The following is a 20,422-nucleotide window of genomic DNA, read 5'->3' on the forward strand; positions in this document are numbered from 1 at the left end:
GGCCGACCGTAGAACATGTTCCGGCGGCCCGGTTGCGGTTTGCGCCGGTTGCCGGCACAAACCGCAACCGCCGACTCATCCTGCGTCGCGCAGCTCGCGGCGCAGGATCTTGCCGGTGACCGTCTTCGGGAGCTCGCCGACGATCTCGACCTCGCGCGGATACTTGTAGGCGGCCATCTGCTCCTTACAGAACTCGACGAGCTCGGCGGTGTCGACCGTCGCGCCGTCCTGCAGTGACACATAGGCCTTGACGGTCTCGCCGCGATACTCGTCGGGCACCCCGATCACGGCAGCCTCCCGCACCGCGGGATGGGTGTACAGCACGTCCTCCACCTCGCGTGGCCACACCTTGTAGCCCGACGCGTTGATCATGTCCTTCTTGCGATCGACCACGTAGAACCAGCCGTCGCTGTCCATGAATCCGACGTCGCCGGTCTTCAGTGCACCGCCGGGAATCGATTCGGCCGTCTTGTCCGGCTTGTTCCAGTAGCCCTTGACCACCTGCGGACCGGATGTGACGAACTCGCCGACTTCGCCGACGGGAAGGTCTTCGCCATCCTCCCCGACCACCCGGACGACCGTGTTGAACACCGGCACTCCCACCGACAGTGCACCCGAGGTCGCGTCGACGGGCGCCCGAACACCGAGCGGGACACCGTGTGACGGCGACGACGTCTCCGTCAGCCCGTAGATGTTGTGGATGTAGGCGCCGAAGACCTGCTCGAGCCGGTCGGCCATCGCCGGTGCGATCGGCGCGCCACCGGAGTAGAGAATACGCAGACTCTCGAAGTCGGCCGGTGTGGCACCGGGGGCGGCGGACAACGCGTTGAACGCGGTGATCGCCGCGACGGTGAACACCGGCCGGCGTTCGCGGATCGCGTCGAGCGTGACGTCCGGGGCAAACCGGTGTGTCAGCGTCAGCGGTGCCCGCACCAGCATCGCGATCATCACATGTCCCACGAGTCCGGTGATGTGGAACAACGGCGCGACGCCGAGCACCCCCTCGCCCGGTTTCAGACCCGTCCAGTCGCGGTAGGTCTGCGCGTTGAACGCCAGGTTTCCATGAGTGTTCATGGCGCCCTTGGGTTCTCCGGTGGTACCGCTGGTGTAGGTGAGGACGGCGACATCGTCGGCGGTGAGGGTCGGCGCCGGCAACGACGATCCGTCGAAGCCGTCGATCGTCTCGACCAGATCGCGGGTGCCGGGATTGCGGCGGCGCTCGACGCCGGCGAACAGCCGAGGATCATCGCGCGTCTGAAAGTCGAGCGGAGACGTCGTGAAGACCGTTCGGACCGCCGTCTTCCCGGTGGCGATGACCGGCGCGGCCACATCGTCGTAGAGGTCGTCGAGGGTGAGCAACGCCGTTGCGCCGGAATCGACCAGCATGTAGGTGAGTTCGCGCTGCTTGTTCATCGGATTGATCGCGACGGCGATACCGCCGGCCTTCCATGCCGCCACGATCCCGATGATGAAGGCCGGATTGTTCTGAACGTAGACCGCGAGACGATCACCGGCCGAGAATCCATCGCCGACGAGTGCGGACGCCAGCGCCGTCGCGGCCCGATCCACGTCGGCGAAGGTCAGCGTCGCGTCGAAGTAGCAGAGAAAAGGGCTGTCCGGCTCGGCCGCCACCGCAGCATCGAACACGTCGAGGGCGGTGGTGTACTCGGCCTCGATGTCGGCCGGGCTGCCCGCCGGATAGCGGGTCAGCCACGGCCGATCGGCGTAACTCACTTGATCACCACCGGGTTCACGGGTGCGCCGGTGGCCCGGTGGATCTTCAGCGGCGCAGCCACATAGAAGAACTCGTAGACCCCGTCGGCGGCACAATCCGCGGCGAGTTTCTCCAGGTCGCAGATCTCGGTGAAGGCGATGCCCAGGTTGCGCATCAGCGCATTGTGCAGAACCAACGCGACCCCGTTGTGCGGGTCGGTGGTGACCTCGTTGGCGATGGTGTCGGTGACCAGATTCGGGATCTCCTTGTCCTGGAACCACTTCACCAGTTCTGCGGAATGCACCAAGCCGGGTTCGCAGAAGTCGTCGTAGAACTTGTCGCCCTGCTGGAAGAACAGTTGGAGGTGATTGGTGCGGATGAGCAGGATGTCGCGCGGTTTGATCTCGATACCCTGTGCCGCGGCGCACTTCTCGAGGTCGGTGTGGTCGAAGGTCTCGCGCGGCCCGAGGCAATCCACCCCCCTGAAGCGGGCCATGTCCAGCAGGACCGCGCGACCGGCGACGCCACGTTGTGCGATCGGCTCGACGCTGGCCTTGTCCAGGCCGCCCACGGTGGTGCGGGCGTCATACCCGTTGTAGATCTGGCCGTCGTACCAGACGTGGCCGAGTGCGTCGTACTGCGTGGACCCCTGCAGGAAGGCGTCGATCTTGTCGTCGGCGTAGTGCAGACCGCCCGGGAAGGCCGGGCCGTCGCCGCCCTCATCCCAGTTGGACTCGTCGAAGATCATCTCGCGGGTCGCCGGGCTGCGGCCGGGCCACACCGGATCGCCCTCGGGGTCGCCGATGAGTCGCTGCAGCGTGAACAGTTCGCCCTTCTTGATCAGGCCGACGCCGGCGAGGACCTGCTCGGCGGTGAGGTAGTTGAGGCTGCCGACCTCGTCGTCGGCGCCCCATTTGCCCCAGTTGGAGGGGGAGTCGGCGAGCAGTTCGGTGAGATCGGGTGCAGTCATGGGACGCCTCTCCAGTGAGTCGATGTGAGTGGACTGAACGATTCGAGCGAACGTTCGGAAAGTTCAGGTGAGATGAGGATCACAGGATTCGGGGCGTCCGTCAAGGGGTTTCGCCGAAGTCGAAAAGGGATGTCGGACAGGCGGATTTCGGTTCAGCGGGGCTGAACAAGCATCATCGCCAGGGCGTGATCGGCGTAGTCGTGGGCGACCTCGGCAGGCGTCTTCGGTCCGGCGGTGGAGAACCAGTAGGGCAGGGCCATGCACATGGTGGCGACGACCCGCGCGGTGCCACGCGGATCCGGCGATGCGAAGGAACCGTCGGCGGCCGCGGCGACGGCCGCATCGTCGAGGCGGGCCTGCAGGCGTCGGCGGGCGTCGAGGATGACGCTGCGGTCGGGTTCCTCGAGGCTACGCATCTCGGTGGCCGTGATGAACGCCAAGTCCCGGCGTACCGCATGGCAGAGCGCCAGCGCCTCGACCATCAGCGCAAAGCGCTCAGCAGGCCGCTCGCCCTCGGCATCCGCTGCCAGCACGCGCCATTCGATGTCGGCCATCGTCTGGGTCATGAGCGTCACCAAGAGATGCTGCTTGCTCCGGTGATAGTGGTAGATGCCGGCCACGCTGCTGTCGGCGGCGGTCGCCACCAGGCGCATCGTCGCACCGTGATAGCCGACGTCGGTGAACACCTCGACCGCGGCACGTAGCGCCGGGTCGAGATCGAGATCGCTGAATCGGCGCCAGTCGGAGGTGGGTGTGGCCCCGAGGGTGTCGGACTGGCGGGCGGGTGGCGGACTCACCAGGTGGCCGGGCGAGACGTCGAGGCGCCGGGCGATCTGGTGCAGGCGATCGATCGTGAGCGCGACCTTGCCGTTCTCGATGGCGCTCATCGTCCCGACGCTGACCCCGATGTCGGCGGCCAGGGCGCGCAGGGTCAGGCCGGACTGCACACGCGCCTGGCGGACCGCCGGTCCGGTCAGGTTCTGTTCAGCCATGCTGAACACGGTAGCGCTGTGTAACACGGTAGCGCTGTGTGCCGGTCACCGTAGACTTCACCCGACGATGTCGACTCCTCGGGGGGACGGAAAGGTGACGGTCGGGTGAGTGCCTACGATGACCGGCCGTGGCTCGCCCATTACGGCGGACGGCCCGCACATCTGCGGGTGGAGTTCGGTACCGCGATGGACATGTTCGACGCCGCGGTCGCGGCAGCCCCGGATGCCCCGGCCGTGCACTACTTCGACTCCACGCTCACGTGGTCCGGCCTCGATCACGCATCGGACGCGTTGGCTGCGTTGCTGCTGGCCCGTGGATTCGGTCCGGGCGACCGGTGTGCCCTGTTCGTCCAGAACGATCCGGCGTTCGTGATCGGTCTGGTGGCGGCGTGGAAGGTGGGTGGTGTCCCGACCGCGATCAGTCCGATGAGCAAGGTGGACGAGTTCACCTGGTTCCTGCAGCGTTACCGGCCGGCGGCGTTGCTGGCGCTCGATGATCTGTACCTCGAGGTCGTCCGGCCCGCGATTGCCGATGACCCGGGCATCGCGGTTCCGGTGGTGGTGACGGTCAGTGGGTTGGACGGACAGACGCGCGACGATCCGCGGCTGTTCGCGGGTCGGCGTCGCCATCGGCCCCCGGACACGATCGACCTCGCGGCACTCGTCGCCGGGTTCGATGGTCCGGCACCGCGGCGGCGACCCGTGGGTCCGGCCGATGTCGCCGCGCTGTTGCCGACGTCGGGCACGACCGGCTTTCCCAAAGGCGCCCGGATCAGTCATGCCAATCTGACGTTCAACACCCAGATCTACCGCGAATGGACCGGAGTCGACGTCGGGGAGCCGATTCTGGCGCTGGCGCCGGTCTTTCACGTCACCGGTCTCGTGGGAGCGGTGACCCTGGCGATGCTGCTCCGGTCGCCGGTCGTGGTGACCCATCGCATCCTGCCGGCCGTGATGGCCGACGCGATCCGCGAGTGGCGGCCGGTGTTCGCGGTCGCCGCGATCACCGCCTACATAGGTCTTGCCGACGAGTCCGACATCACGCCGGCGGAAATGTCCTCGCTGCGTTTGCGTTACTCGGGCGGCGCGCCGATCGAACCTGCGGTGGCGGAGCGGCTCGAGGAGGCCCTCGGCGGATACGTGCACAACATCTACGGACAGACCGAGACGACGTCACCGTCGCACATCGTGCCACCGGAACTGCGTTCGCCGGTCGACGAGGAGACCGGGGTGCTGTCGGTCGGGGTGCCGGTGTCGAGCACGGTGGTGCGGGTGGTCGACGACGACGGCCGCGATCTTCCGGTCGGTGAGATCGGCGAATTGGTGACGAGCGGACCGCAGGTCATCGACGGCTACTGGGACGACCCGACGGCCACTGCGGCCGCACTGACCGGCGGCGAATTGCGTACCGGCGATATCGGTTTCATGGACGATGCCGGCTGGTTCTATGTCGTCGACCGCAGGACCGATGTGATCAACGCGGCGGGCTACAAGATCTGGCCGCACGAGGTGGAAGCGGTTCTGGCCAAGCATCCCGATGTCGCGGAAGCGGCGGTCGTCGGCATCCCGGACGACTATCGCGGTGAGTCGGCGAAGGCGTATGTGGTGTTGCGCGCGGGCTCGCCGACGACCGAAGCCGATCTCGTCGAGCACTGTCGCGTCCGGCTTGCGGCCTACAAGTATCCGCGGGAGATCGAGCTGGTGGGTGCGCTGCCGCGTTCGGCGACCGGAAAGTTGTTGCGACGCGAGTTGCGTGGTCAGGCTGCGGTGCGACCGCGATCTACAGACCCAGATCCCGGCCGATGATGTCCTTCATGATCTCGGTGGTGCCGCCGAAGATCGTCTGGATACGAGAATCGGTGTAGGCGCGGGCAACCCGGTACTCGTTCATGTAGCCGTAGCCGCCGTGCAGCTGCACGCACTGGTCGATGACGCGCTTACCCAGCTCGGTGCACCACCACTTGGCCTTGGAGGCGTCCACCGCGGTGAGCTCACCGTCGACGACGGCCTGCAGGCAGCGGTCGATGTACTGCTCGGCGATGTCGAGTTCGGTGGACATCTCGGCGACGACGAACCGGTTGTGCTGGAAGGTGCCGATTGGCTTGCCGAAGGCCTTGCGGTCCTTGACGTACTGCAGCGTCTCCTCGTACACGGCGCGGGCACCGGCGATGGCGCCGACGGCGATCGACAGCCGCTCCGAGGGGAGGTTCTGCATCAGGTGGTAGAAACCCTTGTTCTCCTCGCCGAGAAGATTCTCCCGGGGGACGCGCACGTCGTTGAAGTGCAGCTCGGCCGTATCGGCGGCCTTGAGGCCCATTTTGTCGAGCTTGCGTCCGCGCTCGAAGCCCTCCATGTCGCGCTCGACGACGAGCAGCGAGAACGCCTTGTGGCCGGCGGCCGGGTCGGGATTTGTGCGGCACACCACCACGACCAGATCGGAGTTGATGCCGGCCGAGATGAAGGTCTTGCTGCCGTTGAGGATGTAGTGGTCGCCGTCGAGCTTGGCCGACGTCTTGATGCCGGCGAGGTCGCTACCGGCGCCGGGCTCGGTCATCGCGACCGCGAGGATGGTCTCGCCGGTGGCCATCCCGGGCATCCAGCGCTTGCGCTGCTCGTCGTTGGCCAGGTGCAGGAAGTACGGGACCAGAACATCGTTCTGCAGGCTCAGGCCGGGTGCCGCACTGCCGAAACGCGCGAACTCTTCGACGACGACCGCGTTGAATCGGAAGTCGTCGTCGACGCCACCTCCGCCGAATTCCTCGGGGATGTTGAAACCGAGCAATCCGGCCTCGCCCGCTTTGGCATATGCCTCACGGTCGACCTGCCCTGCGGCTTCCCACTTCTCGACGTGCGGTGCGCACTCGCGGGTGAGGAACTCGCGTGCGGTCTGGCGGAGCTGTTCGTGTTCTGCTTCGAAGACTGTGCGCTTCATGTGGTGAACTCCTTCGTGATTCGGGTCTGGTGACGATCGGTTTGGTCAGGTCGCCGGGCGCGATCCCACCGCCCGCAGCGATGTCGCGGCGTAGGAGACCGCGACCTGTTCCGGGGTTCGTGGCCCGTCGGGCCGGTACCAAGTGGTGATCTCCTGACAGGCGCCGAGCAGATAACGCAACACTTCCCGAGCATCGCCCGGTATCTGGAAATCACCGGAGGCGATGCCGCGCTCCAAAACATCCGCCAGCAGGTCCTCCATCTCGGTGCGCATGCCCACGTAGTGCTGTCGATGCGGGTTGTCGGTGTCGAGATAGCGCAATTCGCGTCCGACGCTGGCGAGCTGAAGATCGGCCGTCATGTGCAGAACGATGGTCTCGATCGCGTTGGACAGCTGCTCGGACGGCGTGTCGCCGTCGGCGATGGCCGCGTGCACCCGGGTGAGGACCGACGACATGCCCGCCTCGAGCAGCGCGACCAGGATGCCTTGCTTGTTGTCGTGGTGGTAGTACAGCGTGGGGAGGGAAACGCCTGCACGCGAGGCGATGTCGCGGATCGACGTGCCGTGGAAGCCGCGTTCGTGGAACGCGTCCTTGGCGGCGACGAGGGTGATCGGCAGATGCAGGGGTTCCAGCTTGCGCCAGTCACCCGGTGCGGAGGTCGCCGCACCGGGCTCACCGGTCGCCGCGGTGGACACGGTCTCAGACACGCTCGATGATCGTGGCATTCGCCATGCCAGCGCCCTCACACATCGTCTGCAGGCCGTAACGGCCGCCGGTCGCTTCGAGGTGGGTGACCAGCGTGCTCAGCAGACGGGTGCCCGACGAACCGAGCGCGTGGCCCAGTGCGATGGCACCACCGCGCGGGTTCAGCTTGTCCGGGTCGGCACCGAACTCGTGGGCCCAGGCCAGCGGAACGGGCGCGAAGGCCTCGTTGACCTCGTAGGCGTCGATGTCGTCGATGGTCAGACCCGAGCGTTCGAGGATCTTGCGGGTCGCCGGGATCGGAGCGGTGAGCATGAACACCGGATCGTCGCCCGCCAGCGAGAACGAATGGAACCGGGCGCGCGGGGTGAGACCGAGCTTGGCGGCCATGGTGTCGCTCATGATCAGCGCTCCCGACGCACCGTCGGTGAGCGGCGAGGAGTTGCCGGGGGTGATGTGCCAGTTGATCTCCGGGAAACGCTTCGAGTACTCCTCGGAGTAGAACGACGGCTTCAGGCCGGACAGCCCCTCGGCGGTGGTCGAGGCCCGCACCGTTTCGTCGACGGAGTGCGTGATCGTCTGGCCGTCGGCGTTGGTGACGTCGATCGGGATGATCTCGCGGTCGAAGAAGCCCTCGGCCGCGGCCTGCGTGGCTCGGCGATGCGACTCGGCGGCGAAGTTGTCGAGGGTCTCACGGTCGAATTTCCATTTGGCGGAGATCAGTTCGGCCGAGATGCCCTGACCGACGAGTCCGTCGGGATAGCGGGCAGCGATACTCGGTCCGTACGGACTGCGACCCACCGTGGTGAACCCCATCGGCACACGGCTCATAGATTCCACACCGGCGGCGATGACCACGTCGTAAGCGCCGGCGATCACGCCCTGCGCGGCGAAGTGGGCGGCCTGCTGGCTCGATCCACACTGCCGGTCGACGGTGGTGGCGGGCACGGATTCGGGGAATCCGGCCGACAGCAGCGCGGTGCGGGAGATGTTGAGGGCCTGCTCGCCGGCCTGGCCGACGCAGCCGCCGATGACGTCGTCGACGAGGGCGGGGTCGATGTCATTGCGCTCGACCAGGGTGCGCAGCACATGCGCGAGAAGCTCGACGGGCTGGGTTTCCGACAGCGCGCCGCCGGGCTTGCCCTTACCGGAGGCGAGACGGGCGACGTCGACGATGACGGCTTCGGGCATGTGGGTCCTCCCAGGTGTGATGGTGAGTCGAATCGGCAGGTGACATTGCCTGAGTGCACCCCGATCTAACGCTCGTTCTACCTGTCTAGCACGCCGGAACCCGCCGGATCAACAGATCGGCGGGTTCGAGGGCGAACGTCGCTAGATGGCGCCCTGGTCCGCTTCGCCGGCAGGCGTCGCGGTGAAGGTCTTGACGTCGAGCGGGCCGGCAAGCAGATTGCCGATGGCCTTGCCGAGTTCGGCGAGCGCCTCGGCCTGGCCATGCGTGCCGAGCGCTTCCATCGATTCCCACTTCTCGATCATCACCAGGTCGGTCGAGTCGCCGGTGGCCTCGTGCAGTGCGTACTTGAGGCAGCCCGGTTCGGCATGCACCTTCGGGATGGCGGTGAGGACGGCCTCCTTGACGGCAGCTTCCTCGCCGGGCTTGGGGGAGATGGTGGCGACGACGATAACGGGCGACATGGCTGTCTGGCTCCTGAAAGTTGAGGGACGAAACGATCTCCGCTGACGTTAGGGCACGTGTGGCGCGGCGTGGCGGGCTTCGATGGAATCGGCGCTACCGCTTCTGTCAGGACCCGAGATAGGCGACGATGGCATTGGTCAGGCCGCGGCGCGCCTCGTCCAGGTCGGAATAGGTGCCCAACTGCGCCTCCGACACGAGCCCACGCATGGCGCCCGGGATGAATGCGGCGACTTCGCGCACCCGTGCCGGATCGACCTCGAGGTCGGCGAATGCCTTCTGGCAGGCGCGGGCCCAGCTGTCCTTCCACGAGGCGAGTTCGGCTGCGGTGTGCGGAAAGAGTCGTTCGAGTTCGGCGGGATCCCGCGGCAACGCGGCACGCAGCGCCTCGATGGCCCGGGCTTCGGTGGAGGTCAGCCCCGCGAACAGGGTGTCGACGATCTCGGCCACCCGGTCGGGCAGCGGCGCGGTGTTGTTCTCGCGGTAGGGCAGCTCTCCGCGATGCTCGGCGGTACGGCGCAACACTGCTGCCCACAGGCCGTCGACGTCACCGAACTGATACTTCACCGTGCCCCAGGTGGCGCCGATCTCCTTGGCGATCCGATTGGCCGACACCGAACCCGGCTCGCCCGAGGCCAGCGCGGTCACCGCCGCGTCGAGCATCGCCTCGCGGGTGGATCGTCCCCGACGGTTGGTACGCCGTCCGGAGGTGTCGGCGTCGGTGGTCATGACGCCTGATCCTAACGGGGATACCGTCGCGGTCTTGGTCCGTACGATCAAGGGATGAGGGAATCTGACGGCGAATACTACGTCACGGCCGACGAGCTGAAGGCGTTCTGGGAATCGGGCCGCAAGCACTGGTACATGCGCGAGGACGGGTCCACCGATCTGTACTCCGACGAACTCGACATCACCCACGGCTGGCCGATCTACCTGCGTGATCGCGACGAAGCGTGGCTCGCGAAGTGGGACGGCAACTTTCAGAAGGCGGTCGAGGAGGAGCTCAACCCCAACCTCATCCGGCACTTCGAAGAGCTGACAACCCAGGGAAACTGGCCGCACCAGCAGGACTGAGCGACTGGGCACCGGCCCACTTCGGTATCAAGTCAACTCCAAGTGGGGTGCGCGATGCTTCTCGGCACACACCACCGAGGAGAACCCATGACTGTCGCCGACCCGTCCACCATTCCCGTTCCCGCCCGTCGAGTGCCGACCACGGCTGCCGGTATCGCGCTCGCCTGCAGCGCCCCGATCTGGGCGATCAGCGTCGCCGCAGTCGGCGACCACGAAGGCTTCGGCGCAGCCTCGGTGTTCGGCGGTCTCGCCGCCCTCGCCTTCCAGCTATCTGTGCTCGCGCTGCTGTCGGTGCAGCAGCGTAGCCACGCGATGGGCGCGGGCCGGGTGGCCCGCGTGGGCTACCGCGTCGAGGTGGTGGTGCTCGGTGGTGCGCTGGTGTCGACGATCCTCGACATGTTCTGGCTGGTCCATGGGTCGGTCGTCTGGATGATCTTCGACATCTGCTGGCCGTTGTCGATGCTCGGGATGCTGATCATCGGCATTCGGGTCGCGATCGCGGACCGATGGACCGGTGCGCTTCGCTGGCAGACGCTGTTCGCGCAGAGCTGGCTGGTGTGGGCGTTGCCGCTCGGCGCCATCCCCGGTGTCGGGCTGTGGGGTGCCGTCGTGCAGACCATCCTCGGGTATGGCGGTCTGGGTCTGCTGCTCGCACGCAGGCAGGTGATCACGGCGTCGGCGCCGGTTTCGCAGAACCCCCTATCATAGTTACGTAGAACCCACTATGGTTCTTTCTCGGAGGGTGCGCGTCCGGAAGGAGAACCGATGGCCAGGACCCCGTTGTCGATGGAGCCGACCGGGTGGTTTCAGGTCGCGTGGTCGGCCGAGATCCGGGTCGGCGCGGTGCGCAAGATGAAGTACTTCGGCCGGGAGATGGTCGCGTGGCGCTCGGCGTCGGGAGTTGTGGCCGTATTTGATGCTTACTGTGAACATCTCGGCGCGCATCTCGGTTACGGCGGACGGGTGGACGGGGAGAACCTCGTCTGCCCGTTCCACGGGTGGGAGTGGAACCGTGATGGTCGCAACGTCTGCATCCCGTACGAGAAGCATCCCAACAAGGGGCGTCGCATCCGCAGCTATCCGGTTGTCGAACGCAACGAGGCGGTCTGGATCTGGTACGACGTCGAGGGGCGACCGCCGACGTTCGACGTCCCGGACATCTTCGGCGACTTCGACGACGACCGAACGGCTGATGATTACTATCCGCCGATCGCGGCGGCCACGCTCTTTCGCGAGGGCCTCGAGATCCATCCGCAGTACATCATGGAGAACGGCGTCGATTTCGCGCACTTCAAGTTCGTGCACAAGACGCCGTTCATGCCGGAACTCACCCGGCACGACTTCAGCGGTCCGGTGTCCTATGTCGACTTCACGATCGCCTTCGATGAGGGAGCAACCCTCGAAAATGCCACCAGCGGGGTCGAATCCATCAATGCCGGCCTAGGCTGTTCGGTCACCAAGAGTTGGGGCATGGTCGACAACCGGACGATGCCCGCGGTCACCCCCGTCGACGACCACACCTCCGATGTGCGGTTCACGGTGTGGATCGGACGCAAGCCTGGTGAGGAATCCGGTCCCATCACCGACTACGGCAAGACGATGGCCGACTTTGTCATTGAGCAGTTCGAGGCCGACATCGAGATCTGGGCGCATCAGCGGTATTCCGACCCGCCAGCGTTGTCTCGCAAGGAATATCAGGGCTTCACGGCACTGCGCGCCTGGGCTACCCAGTTCTATCCGGACGGTCCGACGGCACCCGTCGGCTCCGATGACCGAAAGGCGATGTGATGACGGCTCCCGCACCGAGAATCCGCGTGTTCCAGGTGGCCACCGGCAACGTCGGTACCGAGATGATCGGCCGGATCGCCGGCCACCCTGACCTGGAATTGGTGGGCCTGCACTGTTATTCACCGGACAAGATCGGACGCGATGCCGGTGAGATCGTGGGCGCCGACCCGATCGGCGTCATCGCGACGGGAACCGTGGCCGAGATCATCGCGGCGGCGCCCGACGTGCTGACCTTCCACGGCGTCTTCCCCGACGAGGAGCTGTATGTGCAGGTGCTGGAGGCCGGCATCAACATCGTGACCACCGCGGACTGGATCACCGGCTTCCACCGCAACACCAATCACCCGCATCCGAGCGGCCGCAAGACCACCGAGATCCTCGCGGAGGCCTGCGAGAAAGGTGGTTCCACCTTCTACGGCACCGGTATGAATCCGGGTGCCGCGCAGGTGATCGCGGTGGCGCAATCAATGGATGTCGCCGATATCGAGAATGTCACGGTCACCGAGTCGGTGGACGTGTCGTGTCACCACTCGGCGGAGACCTGGCAGGCGGTCGGCTACGGCCGTCGGGTCGACGACCCCACCATCCCGGACTCTTTGCGCCGCTACACCGAGGTGTTCGCCGACTCGGTGTACCTGATGGCGGACTGTTTCGACCTCGAACTCGACGAGGTCGCCTTAAGCTACGAGCTCGGCGCCTGCACCAAGGATGTCGATCTGGGGTGGTACTTCCTGCCGGCGGGATCGCTGGGAGCCAACTACATCAAGTATCAGGGCATGGTCGACGGCGTGGCGCGCGTGGAGACCCACCTCGAATGGCAGATGACGCCCTTCACCGATCCGGCGTGGGACATCAAGGGCTGCTACATCACCCACATCACCGGCGATCCGTCGGTCTACTCCAAGCACATGATCTTCCCGAAAGCCGGTGTGGACCTGTCGGACCCGTCGTCATTCGCATCGATCGGCATGACGGTGACGGGTATGCCTGCGCTGAACGCCATCAGCTCGGTGGTAGCGGCCCGGCCGGGCATCCTCACCAGCGCCGATTTGCCGTTGCGTGGCTTCGCGGGTCGGTTCAAGCGCTGAACTCGCGCGTATGGTTGACGCCATGGCCAGAACAGTTGCGAAAGCCGATGCCGTCGACCGCACCGAACTCCTGGATTTTCTGCGGTCACGTCACCAGATGATCCTGAGCACCGTTCGTGCCGACGGGACCCCGCAACTCTCGCCGGTCACCGGCGGCGTCGACCAGGACGGTCGCATCGTCATCTCCACCTACCCGGGCCGGGCGAAGGCGGTCAATATCCGTAACAACCCGGTGGCCAGTGTGTGCGTGCTGTCCGACGAGTTCAACGGGGCGTGGGTACAGGTGGACGGGCACGCCAAGGTACTCGACATGCCTGATGCCGAAGACGGCCTCGTCGACTACTTCCGATGCATCTCCGGAGAGCATCCGGATTGGGACGAGTATCGGGCCGCGATGCGGACCCAGGGCAAGTCGCTGATCCGGATCCGGCCGACCCGCTGGGGACCCATCGCCACCGGCGGCTTCCCGGCCGATGTCGCCGAGCGTCTCGACGCCCAGGACGGCTGAACCTCAGGCAGGTGTCTTGGCGAACTCGATGGTGAGTTTTGCGTTGAACGCCGGGAGGTCGTCGGGATTGCGGCTGGTGATCAGCGTGTTCGGCCCCGATCGGCACACCACAACTTCCTCGTCCTGCCAGGTGGCTCCGGCATTGCGGAGATCGGTCTGCAGGCTGGGATAGGAGGTCATCGTGCGACCGCTCACCACGCCGGCCTCGATGAGGGTCCATGGGGCGTGGCAGATCGCCGCCACGGGTTTCCCGGCGTCGAAGAACGCTTTCACGAACGCGACCGCGCTCGCATCGGTGCGCAGGAAATCGGGATTGGCCACGCCGCCGGGCAAGACGAGCGCGTCGAAATCGTCGACGCGGGCGGTGTCGGTGGTGGCGTCGACGGTGAAGGTGTCGCCACGGTCGAGGTGATTGAACGCCTGCACCTCGCCGTCGGAGGTCGACACCAGTGTGGGGTTGCCGCTCACCGCCTCGACCGTCTTCCACGGCTCGGTCAGCTCCACCTGCTCGGCACCCTCGGGTGCGACCAGGAAGGCGATGGTGGTACCGGCGAGTTCCTCGGGCATGTCGGTTCCTTTCTCGACGATGGTCGAAATGGTCTGTGGCATCGGGTACCCGGGTGGACGAGCGCGCAAACCACGCAGGCGGGGTGGCGCGGGTAGCCTCAGGTCATGTCCGTCACGTCCGACGTTGCCGTCATCGGGGCCGGGATCATCGGCCTGTCGACGGCCTATCAGCTGTCCCGCCAGGGGTATTCGGTCACGGTGTATGAGGCGGGTAGGCCCGGATACGGACAATCCGCCGGGCAATCGCGCATCTTCCGCCACGCCCACGACGATCCGCGGTTGATCCGCCTAGCGGTGCGGGCGCGTGATCAGTGGCACGGGTGGTCCGACGACCTCGGTGTCACCACGGTGTCCGACGACGGTGCGTTGGCGTTGGGCGAGACGGCGGGACGTCGGCTGCCGTTGCTCCGTGAGGCCGGCGTGGCGGCGGAGGCGATCGATGCCGATGCTGTGGCCGAGCTGCTGCCGATGCTCGGCGCGTACGAGGGCACCGCGGTGTTCGACCCGGGTGGCGGTTCGATCGACACTCGGGCCGTCATCTCCGCGTTGGCGAGTCGGGTTGCCGACAGCATCGTCGGCGAGCAGGTGATCGCGACACATCGAGACGGCGACGGGATTGTCGTGCGAACGCCGACGACGCGGGGTGGTCACGGGTCTGTGGTGATCTGCGCGGGACGCGGCACCGCCGCCTTGGCGCGCGGAGCAGGGATCGCCGTGCCCGTACGTCTCGGAGCTCATGTGCGCGTGTCGTTCTCGGTGCCAGGCGAGACATCACGACTGCCGACGCTGCAGGACGGCAGCGGCCACTTCGGAGCCACCGGCGTATACGCGGCCGCCTATCCTGACCGTTCGGGATACGGTCTCGGATTGTCCGATCACGTCGACGCCAATGACGACGGCGCCATCGTCGACGGTGCACGTCTCGGTGAGTTGGCGGACGCGGCAGTCGAGTACGTAGGTTCGGCGTTGCCGGGGTTGGACCCCACGCCGCGTGAGATCGTGCACTGCTGGGTGACCACGTTGCCGTGGGGCGATGACGGGATGGCGATCTGGCGGGACGGTCCGGTCGTCGTGATGGCCGGGCACAACCTGTTCAAACACGCGCCGGTCATCGGCGAAGCGCTCACCCAGACGGTGATCAACGCAGCGGTACCGCACGACTTCAGGCCCGATCAGCTTCTCGGTGCCGCGGGTTGAGGCCGACCTCCCGCTTCGTCCATCGGTGACATCACCGATGTTCGACCGGGCGCCACCGCAGGATCTCCAGGGCTGCCGCCACATCGACCAGGTTCTCCGCCAGCGGGCGAGGCAGCAGCGTGTCGGCCCGTGCGATACGGCGGATCACCGTGTTGCGGTGGGTGTAGAGACGAGCCGCGGTCCGTGAGGTGTTGCATTGCTCGGCGATCCAGGTGCGGACCGTATCGACCGTGTCGCGGTCGGCGGAACCGAGTTCGCCGAGTGTGTCGGCAAGGAACTCGTCGGTGGCGACGTCGTCGGTGGTGAGCAAGGACACGAGCCGCAGGTCGTCGTAGTTCGCCACCTGGTGACCGTCGGGGTACCGGGCCATCAGGCGTTGGGTGGCCAGCGCCTGGAAGTGGCTGCGGCGGAAGCCGTCGAGGGAATGACCCGGCAGTCCGACGGCGATCCGCACTCCCGGGTGCTCGGGCAGTTCGCGCAGGTCAGGTGTCCGCGATTGCGGTAGCCACACCCACAGGGTCGAGGCGCTCGCCATGACGGTGAGGCGGTCGCGGCTGTGGTTCGACTTGGTCAGTGCGTCGGCCGCCGCCTCCAGGTCACGAGCGGCCGCGGCCCCCGGGTCGCTCCAGATGACCGCGGCCACCTGCGGTCCGTCGAGTCGGTGCCCGAGCTGGGATTCGGCGCGGGTCAGTGGGATCGGCGCTCCCTCCAGCAGCAGCGCGACGGTCTGTCGGCGCTCCGCGTGGGTGCCGCGTGTGAGGTCGGCGCGTTCGGCGGCCATCCGCTGCGACATGGCGCCGACAGTGTCGTCGATGAATGTCGAGATCGACAACGACGACACGTCGAGGAGCGCGCGGAGGTCGGCGGGATCGTCGGTGAGGTCGAAGCAGATCTCCATCCAGCGTCGCCACGCGACGCTCTGCGCCGTGCGGTAGGAGTCCAGCGATGACTCGCCGAGACCGCGTCGCACCAGGTCGCGGGCAGTGTCGAGGACCTCGCCACCGAGATTGACCGGTACCCGGCGTCCGGGATCACGCACGTTGGCCGCCGCCCAGTGCAGCATGTTGGCGCTGTTGGTGCGGCGGGTGGCTTCGGCGAGCACCGGGTCGTCGGCGACAGCGGTCATCCGCACGCCGCCAAGTGCGGCGTCGTGCATCTCGCGAACCCACGAGTCGGGTGGGTTCAACGCGATCTCCGCGCCGCGGCGCAGCAACTCACGCACGCGGGGCGATATGTGTGGCCACTCGGACATGGCAACATTTTGCACCACTGAATGACCTGTGGAGTTGCAGATTGACCCTGGCGGTGTGGTCGTCGACTGAGCATGCTGGTAGCAACGCCTACGAGTACAGGAGCATCAGGTGACCACATCGAGCCCCGTCGACGGTGCCGCCGCCGTCGACACCGTCGACGTCCTCATCATCGGAGCCGGGATATCCGGTGTCGGCGCCGCGCGCTACCTCACCACCGAGCATCCCGCGAAGTCCTTCGCGATCGTGGAGGCGCGGGATGTCGCCGGTGGTACCTGGGATCTGTTCCGTTACCCGGGTATCCGGTCGGATTCCGATCTGTACACCTTCGGCTACGAGTTCAAGCCGTGGCGTGACAAACAGTCGATCGCCGATGCGCCGCACATCCTGGACTACCTGCACGAGACCATCGACGAGAACGGTCTCACCGACCTCATCCGGTACCGGCACAAGGTAATAGCCGCGGCATGGTCGTCGGCCGATGCGCGCTGGCTGGTCGACATCGACCGCACCGACACCGGCGAGCGGGTACAGATCAGTGCGCGCTGGATCTTCTGCGGTTCCGGCTATTACGACTACGACGACGGGTTCAGCCCGGACTTCGCCGGGCGGGAACGCTTCACCGGCCAGATCGTGCATCCGCAGCATTGGCCGGAGGACCTCGACTACGCGGGTAAGCGGGTGGTGGTGATCGGCAGCGGGGCGACTGCGGTGACCCTGCTACCCGCCATGGCCGACGACGCCGAGCACATCACGATGCTGCAGCGCACGCCGACCTACATCATCCCGTTGCCGCGGGAGGATGCGCTGGCCAACACGCTCAAGAAGGTGCTCGGTGACGAACGCGGCTACGCCCTGACCCGGCAGAAGAACGTCGCCCAGCAGCGGTTGATATTTGAACTGTGTCAACGATTTCCGAAGGCCGCCCGGCGTGTCATCCGAAGGATCAACGAGTCGCAGCTGCCTGACGGTTTCGACGTCGACAAGCACTTCAATCCGCCGTACAACCCGTGGGATCAGCGGCTGTGCGTGGTGCCCGATGCCGATCTGTTCCGCACCATCCGCAAGGGCAGAGCGTCGATCGTCACCGACCGGATCGACACGTTCACCGAGAACGGCATCCTGCTCGAGAGTGGTGAGGAGCTCGAGGCCGACATCATCGTGACCGCGACCGGCTTGAACATCAAGGTGATCGGTGGGATCGACCTCAGCGTCGACGGCCGGCCGGTGGCGCTGCCGGACACGGTGGTCTACCGCGGCATGATGCTATCGGGGGTACCCAATTTCGCGCTCGCGATCGGCTACACGAATGCCTCGTGGACTCTCAAGATCGGCTTGCTGTGTGAGTACTTCTGCAAGCTCCTCGGATACATGGATGCGCACGGCCACGACAGCGTCTGGGCCGTCGCCGATCCTGATCTGCCGACGCGCCCGCTGCTCGATTTCGGCGCCGGCTACGTGCAGCGCGCTCTGGACACGCTGCCGAAGCAGGGGCCACAGGCGCCGTGGGTGATGTCGATGAGCTACTACGCCGATCGTCGGCTGTTGCGTGGTGATGTGGCCGACGACAATCTGCGGTTCGCGAAGGCGACCGATCGGGCCGGCGTGGCCGCCGGTGTCTGACGCACCGACGGCTCAGTGACTGTGTGCGAGTACCTGGATGCCGAGCACGATGAGACCGATCAGGACGAGGGTGATCAGGGCGGCGAGCTTCTGTAGCCAGGTGATCTGGGCCCGGCGTACCGCCAGCCAGCCGACCAGGCCGAGTACACCGATGTAGACGAAGCCCGCGATGAGCAGTGCGGTGTCGAGTTCCAGAATCCCGATCCAGGCGGCCACGATGAGCCCGAGAGGGATCGTCAGTGTGCCCAGCGCGTTCGTCGAGATCCGGACCAGGGTGCGGAAGTCCCTGCCGTGCGGGAATTGCCGGTGCACGGCGAGGTGGGCGATGCCGTCGGAGGCGAAACCGGCCAGCACCACAGCCAGGACGCCCAGCGCCAGGATCTCGAAGGCGTATGCGGCGCTGTGGTGCCCGGCGCCGTTGTAGAGAACCAGCACGATGGCCAGTCCGGTGAAGCTGGCGTAGACCCGTTCCTTGAGGTACATCGTGGCGATACGTTTGGGGTTGGTGAGGTCGTCGTCATCGATCGGATCGGCGGTACCCGTAGAGCTCATGTGCCAATTGTGAGCCTATTGTGGCCGTCATGCGCCTCAACCCCACAGTTCCGGTCTCTTCCCTCGGTTTGATCGGCGGCTATGCGGCCGCTCGATTCACCGGACGGCGTGAGCTCGGCGGCGTCGTCCTCGCCGCTACGGGCGCATGGTGCGCGCGGGAGTGGAGCCAGCAGGGGCCGGTGGTGACGGCAGGCCTGCTGGGCACGTACCTGGGCGCGTTCGGCGCCTCGCATCCGCTGGCGAAGAAGATCGGGGCATGGCCGTCTGTGGTGGCGGTGGCTGCCGCGACTGCCGGAGTCGCCTACGTCGCGACCCGGGAGTCGTGATTGGACCGGGTCGGCTGCGCTGGTGACACGCACTGGCGGCCCGGTTGGGCGATATCGTCGCGTGCTGTCTGGAACAATCGGTAAGCGTGTCTCGGCAGACGAACGCGACCAGTAAGCCTCATGTGGTGATTGTCGGTGCGGGGCTGGGTGGCCTGCAGGCGGCGCGCCGGCTCAAACGGGCCGATGTCCAGGTCACCGTGGTGGACCGCGGCACCAGTCATCTGTTCCAGCCGTTGCTGTATCAGTGCGCCACCGGTCTGCTGTCCGAGGGTGCGATATCGAGTCCGATCCGGCATCTGCTGCGGCGGCAACGAAACGCGAGCGTCGTCCTGGGCGAAGCCGATGCCGTCGATGCGCAGGCTCGCACGATTTCGGTGTGTCGACCGGATGAGTCGACGATGACGATCGACTACGACTACCTCGTGGTCGCGGTGGGTATGCGCACGGCCTATCACGGCAATGACTCGTTCGCGCAGTTCGCGCCGGGGATGAAGACTCTTGATGACGCGCTGGCGATCCGGCGGCGGATCATCGGTGCGTTCGAGGTCGCCGAGACGTTGCCCGACGCAGCGCAACGCCGGCCGTGGCTCACGTTCGCGGTTGCCGGTGGCGGGCCGACCGGTGTCGAGATCGCCGGCCAGATCCGTGAGCTGGCCACCCTGGCGTTGGAGGACGAGTTTCGGACCATCGATCCCACCGAGGCGCGAGTGTTGTTGCTGCACGGGGGTGATCGCGTCTTGCCGTCGTTCAGTCCGAAACTGTCGGAGCGTGCCCAGCGAACCCTGGATGAACTCGGGGTGGAGACGGTTCTGGGCGTGCACGTGACCGATGTGACCGCCGAGGACGTCGAGACCACCAGCAAGGCCGAACCCCACGAGGTGGTGCGCTACCCGACTCGCACGACGCTGTGGACCGCCGGCGTCGAGGCGGTTCCGTTCGCCGGTGTGGTAGCTCGAGCCCTCGACGTCGAGCAGGACCGTGGCGGGCGTATCCCGGTCGAGGCCGATCTGTCCGTCGCCGGTCATCCGGAGGTATTCGTGGTGGGGGACATGAGTTCTCGCGACAAGCTACCCGGGGTGGCGGAGGTCGCGATGCAGGGTGGACGTCATGCGGGGGCCGTGATAGCGCATGCGGCGGCGGGAGGTACCGAACGGGAGCCGTTCAAGTACCGCGATTTCGGCAGTGCAGCGTATATCGCCCGCAGACATGCGGTGGTGGAGACCGGGAAGCTGAATCTGTTCGGCTATCTGGGTTGGGTGGCCTGGGGCGTCATCCACATCGCGTTCCTCGCCGGGATGCGCAACCGACTTGGCACAGTGATGAGTTGGAGTGCGACGCTGTTGACCGACTCGCGTCGGGAACGGGCGATCACGTTCGGGGACCCGGAGACCGCTCGGCAGCCCTATCGGTGAGGTGCTGCTGCTCGGCGATTACCTCTGAGGTAGTGGTTTTCAGCCCTCGGTGAGCGGAGGATGGAGGCATCCGGT

21 protein-coding genes are annotated in these 20,422 nt (G+C 66.3%); 10 read left to right on the forward strand and 11 right to left on the reverse strand.

What is annotated here, in order from left to right:
* Window positions 1-75: 75 nt before the first annotated feature.
* The 3 genes from OSB52_RS05535 to OSB52_RS05545 form a co-directional block, all read right to left on the reverse strand.
* Window positions 76-1,734, reverse strand: a complete 1,659-nt coding sequence (locus OSB52_RS05535) for a class I adenylate-forming enzyme family protein (protein ID WP_266060619.1) — start codon at window positions 1,732-1,734, stop codon at window positions 76-78.
* Window positions 1,731-2,684: a cyclase family protein gene (locus OSB52_RS05540; RefSeq protein WP_235722957.1), complete on the reverse strand. Its 954-nt coding sequence runs from the start codon at window positions 2,682-2,684 to the stop codon at window positions 1,731-1,733. Before OSB52_RS05540 ends, OSB52_RS05535 begins: the two co-directional genes overlap by 4 nt.
* A 152-nt stretch (window positions 2,685-2,836) precedes the next feature.
* Window positions 2,837-3,676, reverse strand: coding sequence for a TetR-type transcription factor C-terminal domain-containing protein (locus tag OSB52_RS05545; RefSeq protein WP_235722956.1), 840 nt, complete (start codon window positions 3,674-3,676; stop codon window positions 2,837-2,839).
* Window positions 3,677-3,781: 105 nt separating this feature from the next.
* On the opposite strand from OSB52_RS05545, the gene OSB52_RS05550 reads away from it, so the two are divergent.
* Window positions 3,782-5,482 (forward strand): class I adenylate-forming enzyme family protein, encoded by a 1,701-nt coding sequence (locus OSB52_RS05550; RefSeq protein WP_266060621.1) that lies wholly within the window; start codon window positions 3,782-3,784, stop codon window positions 5,480-5,482.
* On the opposite strand, the gene OSB52_RS05555 is transcribed toward OSB52_RS05550, so the two are convergent.
* From OSB52_RS05555 to OSB52_RS05575, 5 genes are all read right to left on the reverse strand, one after another.
* Complete coding sequence (locus OSB52_RS05555) at window positions 5,457-6,608, reverse strand: acyl-CoA dehydrogenase family protein (RefSeq protein ID WP_266060623.1); 1,152 nt, start codon at window positions 6,606-6,608, stop codon at window positions 5,457-5,459. The genes OSB52_RS05550 and OSB52_RS05555 overlap by 26 nt on opposite strands.
* A gap of 45 nt (window positions 6,609-6,653) precedes the next feature.
* Window positions 6,654-7,316, reverse strand: a complete 663-nt coding sequence (locus OSB52_RS05560; RefSeq protein WP_372512336.1) for a TetR/AcrR family transcriptional regulator — start codon at window positions 7,314-7,316, stop codon at window positions 6,654-6,656.
* On the reverse strand, window positions 7,309-8,502 hold the full coding sequence (locus tag OSB52_RS05565; RefSeq protein WP_266060624.1) for a thiolase family protein: 1,194 nt from the start codon (window positions 8,500-8,502) through the stop codon (window positions 7,309-7,311). The genes OSB52_RS05560 and OSB52_RS05565 overlap by 8 nt, the downstream gene beginning before the upstream one ends.
* Window positions 8,503-8,643: 141 nt before the next feature.
* The gene (locus tag OSB52_RS05570; protein ID WP_235722952.1) at window positions 8,644-8,964 is read right to left on the reverse strand and encodes a putative quinol monooxygenase; all 321 of its coding nucleotides are present in this window, start codon (window positions 8,962-8,964) and stop codon (window positions 8,644-8,646) included.
* 106 nt (window positions 8,965-9,070) lie between these two features.
* Window positions 9,071-9,691, reverse strand: a complete 621-nt coding sequence (locus tag OSB52_RS05575; protein WP_266060626.1) for a TetR/AcrR family transcriptional regulator — start codon at window positions 9,689-9,691, stop codon at window positions 9,071-9,073.
* Window positions 9,692-9,745: 54 nt separating this feature from the next.
* On the opposite strand from OSB52_RS05575, the gene OSB52_RS05580 reads away from it, so the two are divergent.
* The 5 genes from OSB52_RS05580 to OSB52_RS05600 all read left to right on the forward strand — a co-directional run bounded on the left by OSB52_RS05580 (window position 9,746) and on the right by OSB52_RS05600 (window position 13,420).
* Window positions 9,746-10,036: a hypothetical protein gene (locus tag OSB52_RS05580; protein WP_235722950.1), complete on the forward strand. Its 291-nt coding sequence runs from the start codon at window positions 9,746-9,748 to the stop codon at window positions 10,034-10,036.
* 87 nt (window positions 10,037-10,123) lie between these two features.
* A complete protein-coding gene (locus OSB52_RS05585; RefSeq protein ID WP_235722949.1) occupies window positions 10,124-10,744 on the forward strand; it encodes a hypothetical protein in 621 nt (206 codons plus the stop codon).
* 57 nt (window positions 10,745-10,801) lie between these two features.
* Window positions 10,802-11,824, forward strand: a complete 1,023-nt coding sequence (locus OSB52_RS05590) for a Rieske 2Fe-2S domain-containing protein (RefSeq protein WP_266060628.1) — start codon at window positions 10,802-10,804, stop codon at window positions 11,822-11,824.
* On the forward strand, window positions 11,824-12,912 hold the full coding sequence (locus tag OSB52_RS05595; RefSeq protein WP_266060630.1) for an NAD(P)H-dependent amine dehydrogenase family protein: 1,089 nt from the start codon (window positions 11,824-11,826) through the stop codon (window positions 12,910-12,912). The genes OSB52_RS05590 and OSB52_RS05595 overlap by 1 nt, the downstream gene beginning before the upstream one ends.
* 22 nt (window positions 12,913-12,934) lie before the next feature.
* Window positions 12,935-13,420, forward strand: coding sequence for a PPOX class F420-dependent oxidoreductase (locus OSB52_RS05600; RefSeq protein WP_266060632.1), 486 nt, complete (start codon window positions 12,935-12,937; stop codon window positions 13,418-13,420).
* 3 nt (window positions 13,421-13,423) lie between these two features.
* Here the strand turns inward: OSB52_RS05600 and OSB52_RS05605 are convergent, their stop codons facing one another.
* Window positions 13,424-13,987 carry a type 1 glutamine amidotransferase domain-containing protein gene (locus OSB52_RS05605; RefSeq protein ID WP_235723048.1) on the reverse strand — a complete coding sequence of 188 codons (564 nt, stop codon included), beginning with the start codon at window positions 13,985-13,987 and terminating at the stop codon, window positions 13,424-13,426.
* Between the two features lie 105 nt (window positions 13,988-14,092).
* Between OSB52_RS05605 and OSB52_RS05610 the strand changes: the two genes are divergently transcribed.
* On the forward strand, window positions 14,093-15,184 hold the full coding sequence (locus OSB52_RS05610; protein WP_266060633.1) for an NAD(P)/FAD-dependent oxidoreductase: 1,092 nt from the start codon (window positions 14,093-14,095) through the stop codon (window positions 15,182-15,184).
* Window positions 15,185-15,215: 31 nt separating this feature from the next.
* Here the strand turns inward: OSB52_RS05610 and OSB52_RS05615 are convergent, their stop codons facing one another.
* Window positions 15,216-16,436, reverse strand: coding sequence for a PucR family transcriptional regulator (locus tag OSB52_RS05615; RefSeq protein WP_266060635.1), 1,221 nt, complete (start codon window positions 16,434-16,436; stop codon window positions 15,216-15,218).
* Between the two features lie 109 nt (window positions 16,437-16,545).
* On the opposite strand from OSB52_RS05615, the gene OSB52_RS05620 reads away from it, so the two are divergent.
* A complete protein-coding gene (locus OSB52_RS05620) occupies window positions 16,546-18,057 on the forward strand; it encodes a flavin-containing monooxygenase (protein WP_266060637.1) in 1,512 nt (503 codons plus the stop codon).
* Between the two features lie 12 nt (window positions 18,058-18,069).
* Here the strand turns inward: OSB52_RS05620 and OSB52_RS05625 are convergent, their stop codons facing one another.
* Window positions 18,070-18,609 (reverse strand): hypothetical protein, encoded by a 540-nt coding sequence (locus tag OSB52_RS05625; protein WP_235722942.1) that lies wholly within the window; start codon window positions 18,607-18,609, stop codon window positions 18,070-18,072.
* 29 nt (window positions 18,610-18,638) lie between these two features.
* On the opposite strand from OSB52_RS05625, the gene OSB52_RS05630 reads away from it, so the two are divergent.
* Both OSB52_RS05630 and OSB52_RS05635 read left to right on the forward strand, forming a co-directional pair.
* Window positions 18,639-18,935 (forward strand): hypothetical protein, encoded by a 297-nt coding sequence (locus OSB52_RS05630; protein ID WP_235722941.1) that lies wholly within the window; start codon window positions 18,639-18,641, stop codon window positions 18,933-18,935.
* Window positions 18,936-19,021: 86 nt separating this feature from the next.
* Window positions 19,022-20,347: an NAD(P)/FAD-dependent oxidoreductase gene (locus OSB52_RS05635; RefSeq protein ID WP_235722940.1), complete on the forward strand. Its 1,326-nt coding sequence runs from the start codon at window positions 19,022-19,024 to the stop codon at window positions 20,345-20,347.
* Window positions 20,348-20,422 lie beyond the last annotated feature (75 nt).

This window comes from Gordonia aquimaris (assembly GCF_026262595.1).
Taxonomy (GTDB): Bacteria; Actinomycetota; Actinomycetes; order Mycobacteriales; family Mycobacteriaceae; genus Gordonia; species Gordonia tangerina.

Bases quoted from the DNA above. Each gene is read 5' to 3' on its own strand.
- OSB52_RS05540 (WP_235722957.1), bottom strand. From the start codon at position 2,684: ATGACTGCACCCGATCTCACCGAACTGCTCGCCGACTCCCCCTCCAAC.
- OSB52_RS05545 (WP_235722956.1), bottom strand. From the start codon at position 3,676: ATGGCTGAACAGAACCTGACCGGACCGGCGGTCCGCCAGGCGCGTGTG.
- OSB52_RS05555 (WP_266060623.1), bottom strand. From the start codon at position 6,608: ATGAAGCGCACAGTCTTCGAAGCAGAACACGAACAGCTCCGCCAGACC.
- OSB52_RS05565 (WP_266060624.1), bottom strand. From the start codon at position 8,502: ATGCCCGAAGCCGTCATCGTCGACGTCGCCCGTCTCGCCTCCGGTAAG.
- OSB52_RS05570 (WP_235722952.1), bottom strand. From the start codon at position 8,964: ATGTCGCCCGTTATCGTCGTCGCCACCATCTCCCCCAAGCCCGGCGAG.
- OSB52_RS05575 (WP_266060626.1), bottom strand. From the start codon at position 9,691: ATGACCACCGACGCCGACACCTCCGGACGGCGTACCAACCGTCGGGGA.
- OSB52_RS05580 (WP_235722950.1), top strand. From the start codon at position 9,746: ATGAGGGAATCTGACGGCGAATACTACGTCACGGCCGACGAGCTGAAG.
- OSB52_RS05585 (WP_235722949.1), top strand. From the start codon at position 10,124: ATGACTGTCGCCGACCCGTCCACCATTCCCGTTCCCGCCCGTCGAGTG.
- OSB52_RS05590 (WP_266060628.1), top strand. From the start codon at position 10,802: ATGGCCAGGACCCCGTTGTCGATGGAGCCGACCGGGTGGTTTCAGGTC.
- OSB52_RS05595 (WP_266060630.1), top strand. From the start codon at position 11,824: ATGACGGCTCCCGCACCGAGAATCCGCGTGTTCCAGGTGGCCACCGGC.
- OSB52_RS05600 (WP_266060632.1), top strand. From the start codon at position 12,935: ATGGCCAGAACAGTTGCGAAAGCCGATGCCGTCGACCGCACCGAACTC.
- OSB52_RS05605 (WP_235723048.1), bottom strand. From the start codon at position 13,987: ATGCCCGAGGAACTCGCCGGTACCACCATCGCCTTCCTGGTCGCACCC.
- OSB52_RS05610 (WP_266060633.1), top strand. From the start codon at position 14,093: ATGTCCGTCACGTCCGACGTTGCCGTCATCGGGGCCGGGATCATCGGC.
- OSB52_RS05615 (WP_266060635.1), bottom strand. From the start codon at position 16,436: ATGTCCGAGTGGCCACACATATCGCCCCGCGTGCGTGAGTTGCTGCGC.
- OSB52_RS05625 (WP_235722942.1), bottom strand. From the start codon at position 18,609: ATGAGCTCTACGGGTACCGCCGATCCGATCGATGACGACGACCTCACC.
- OSB52_RS05630 (WP_235722941.1), top strand. From the start codon at position 18,639: ATGCGCCTCAACCCCACAGTTCCGGTCTCTTCCCTCGGTTTGATCGGC.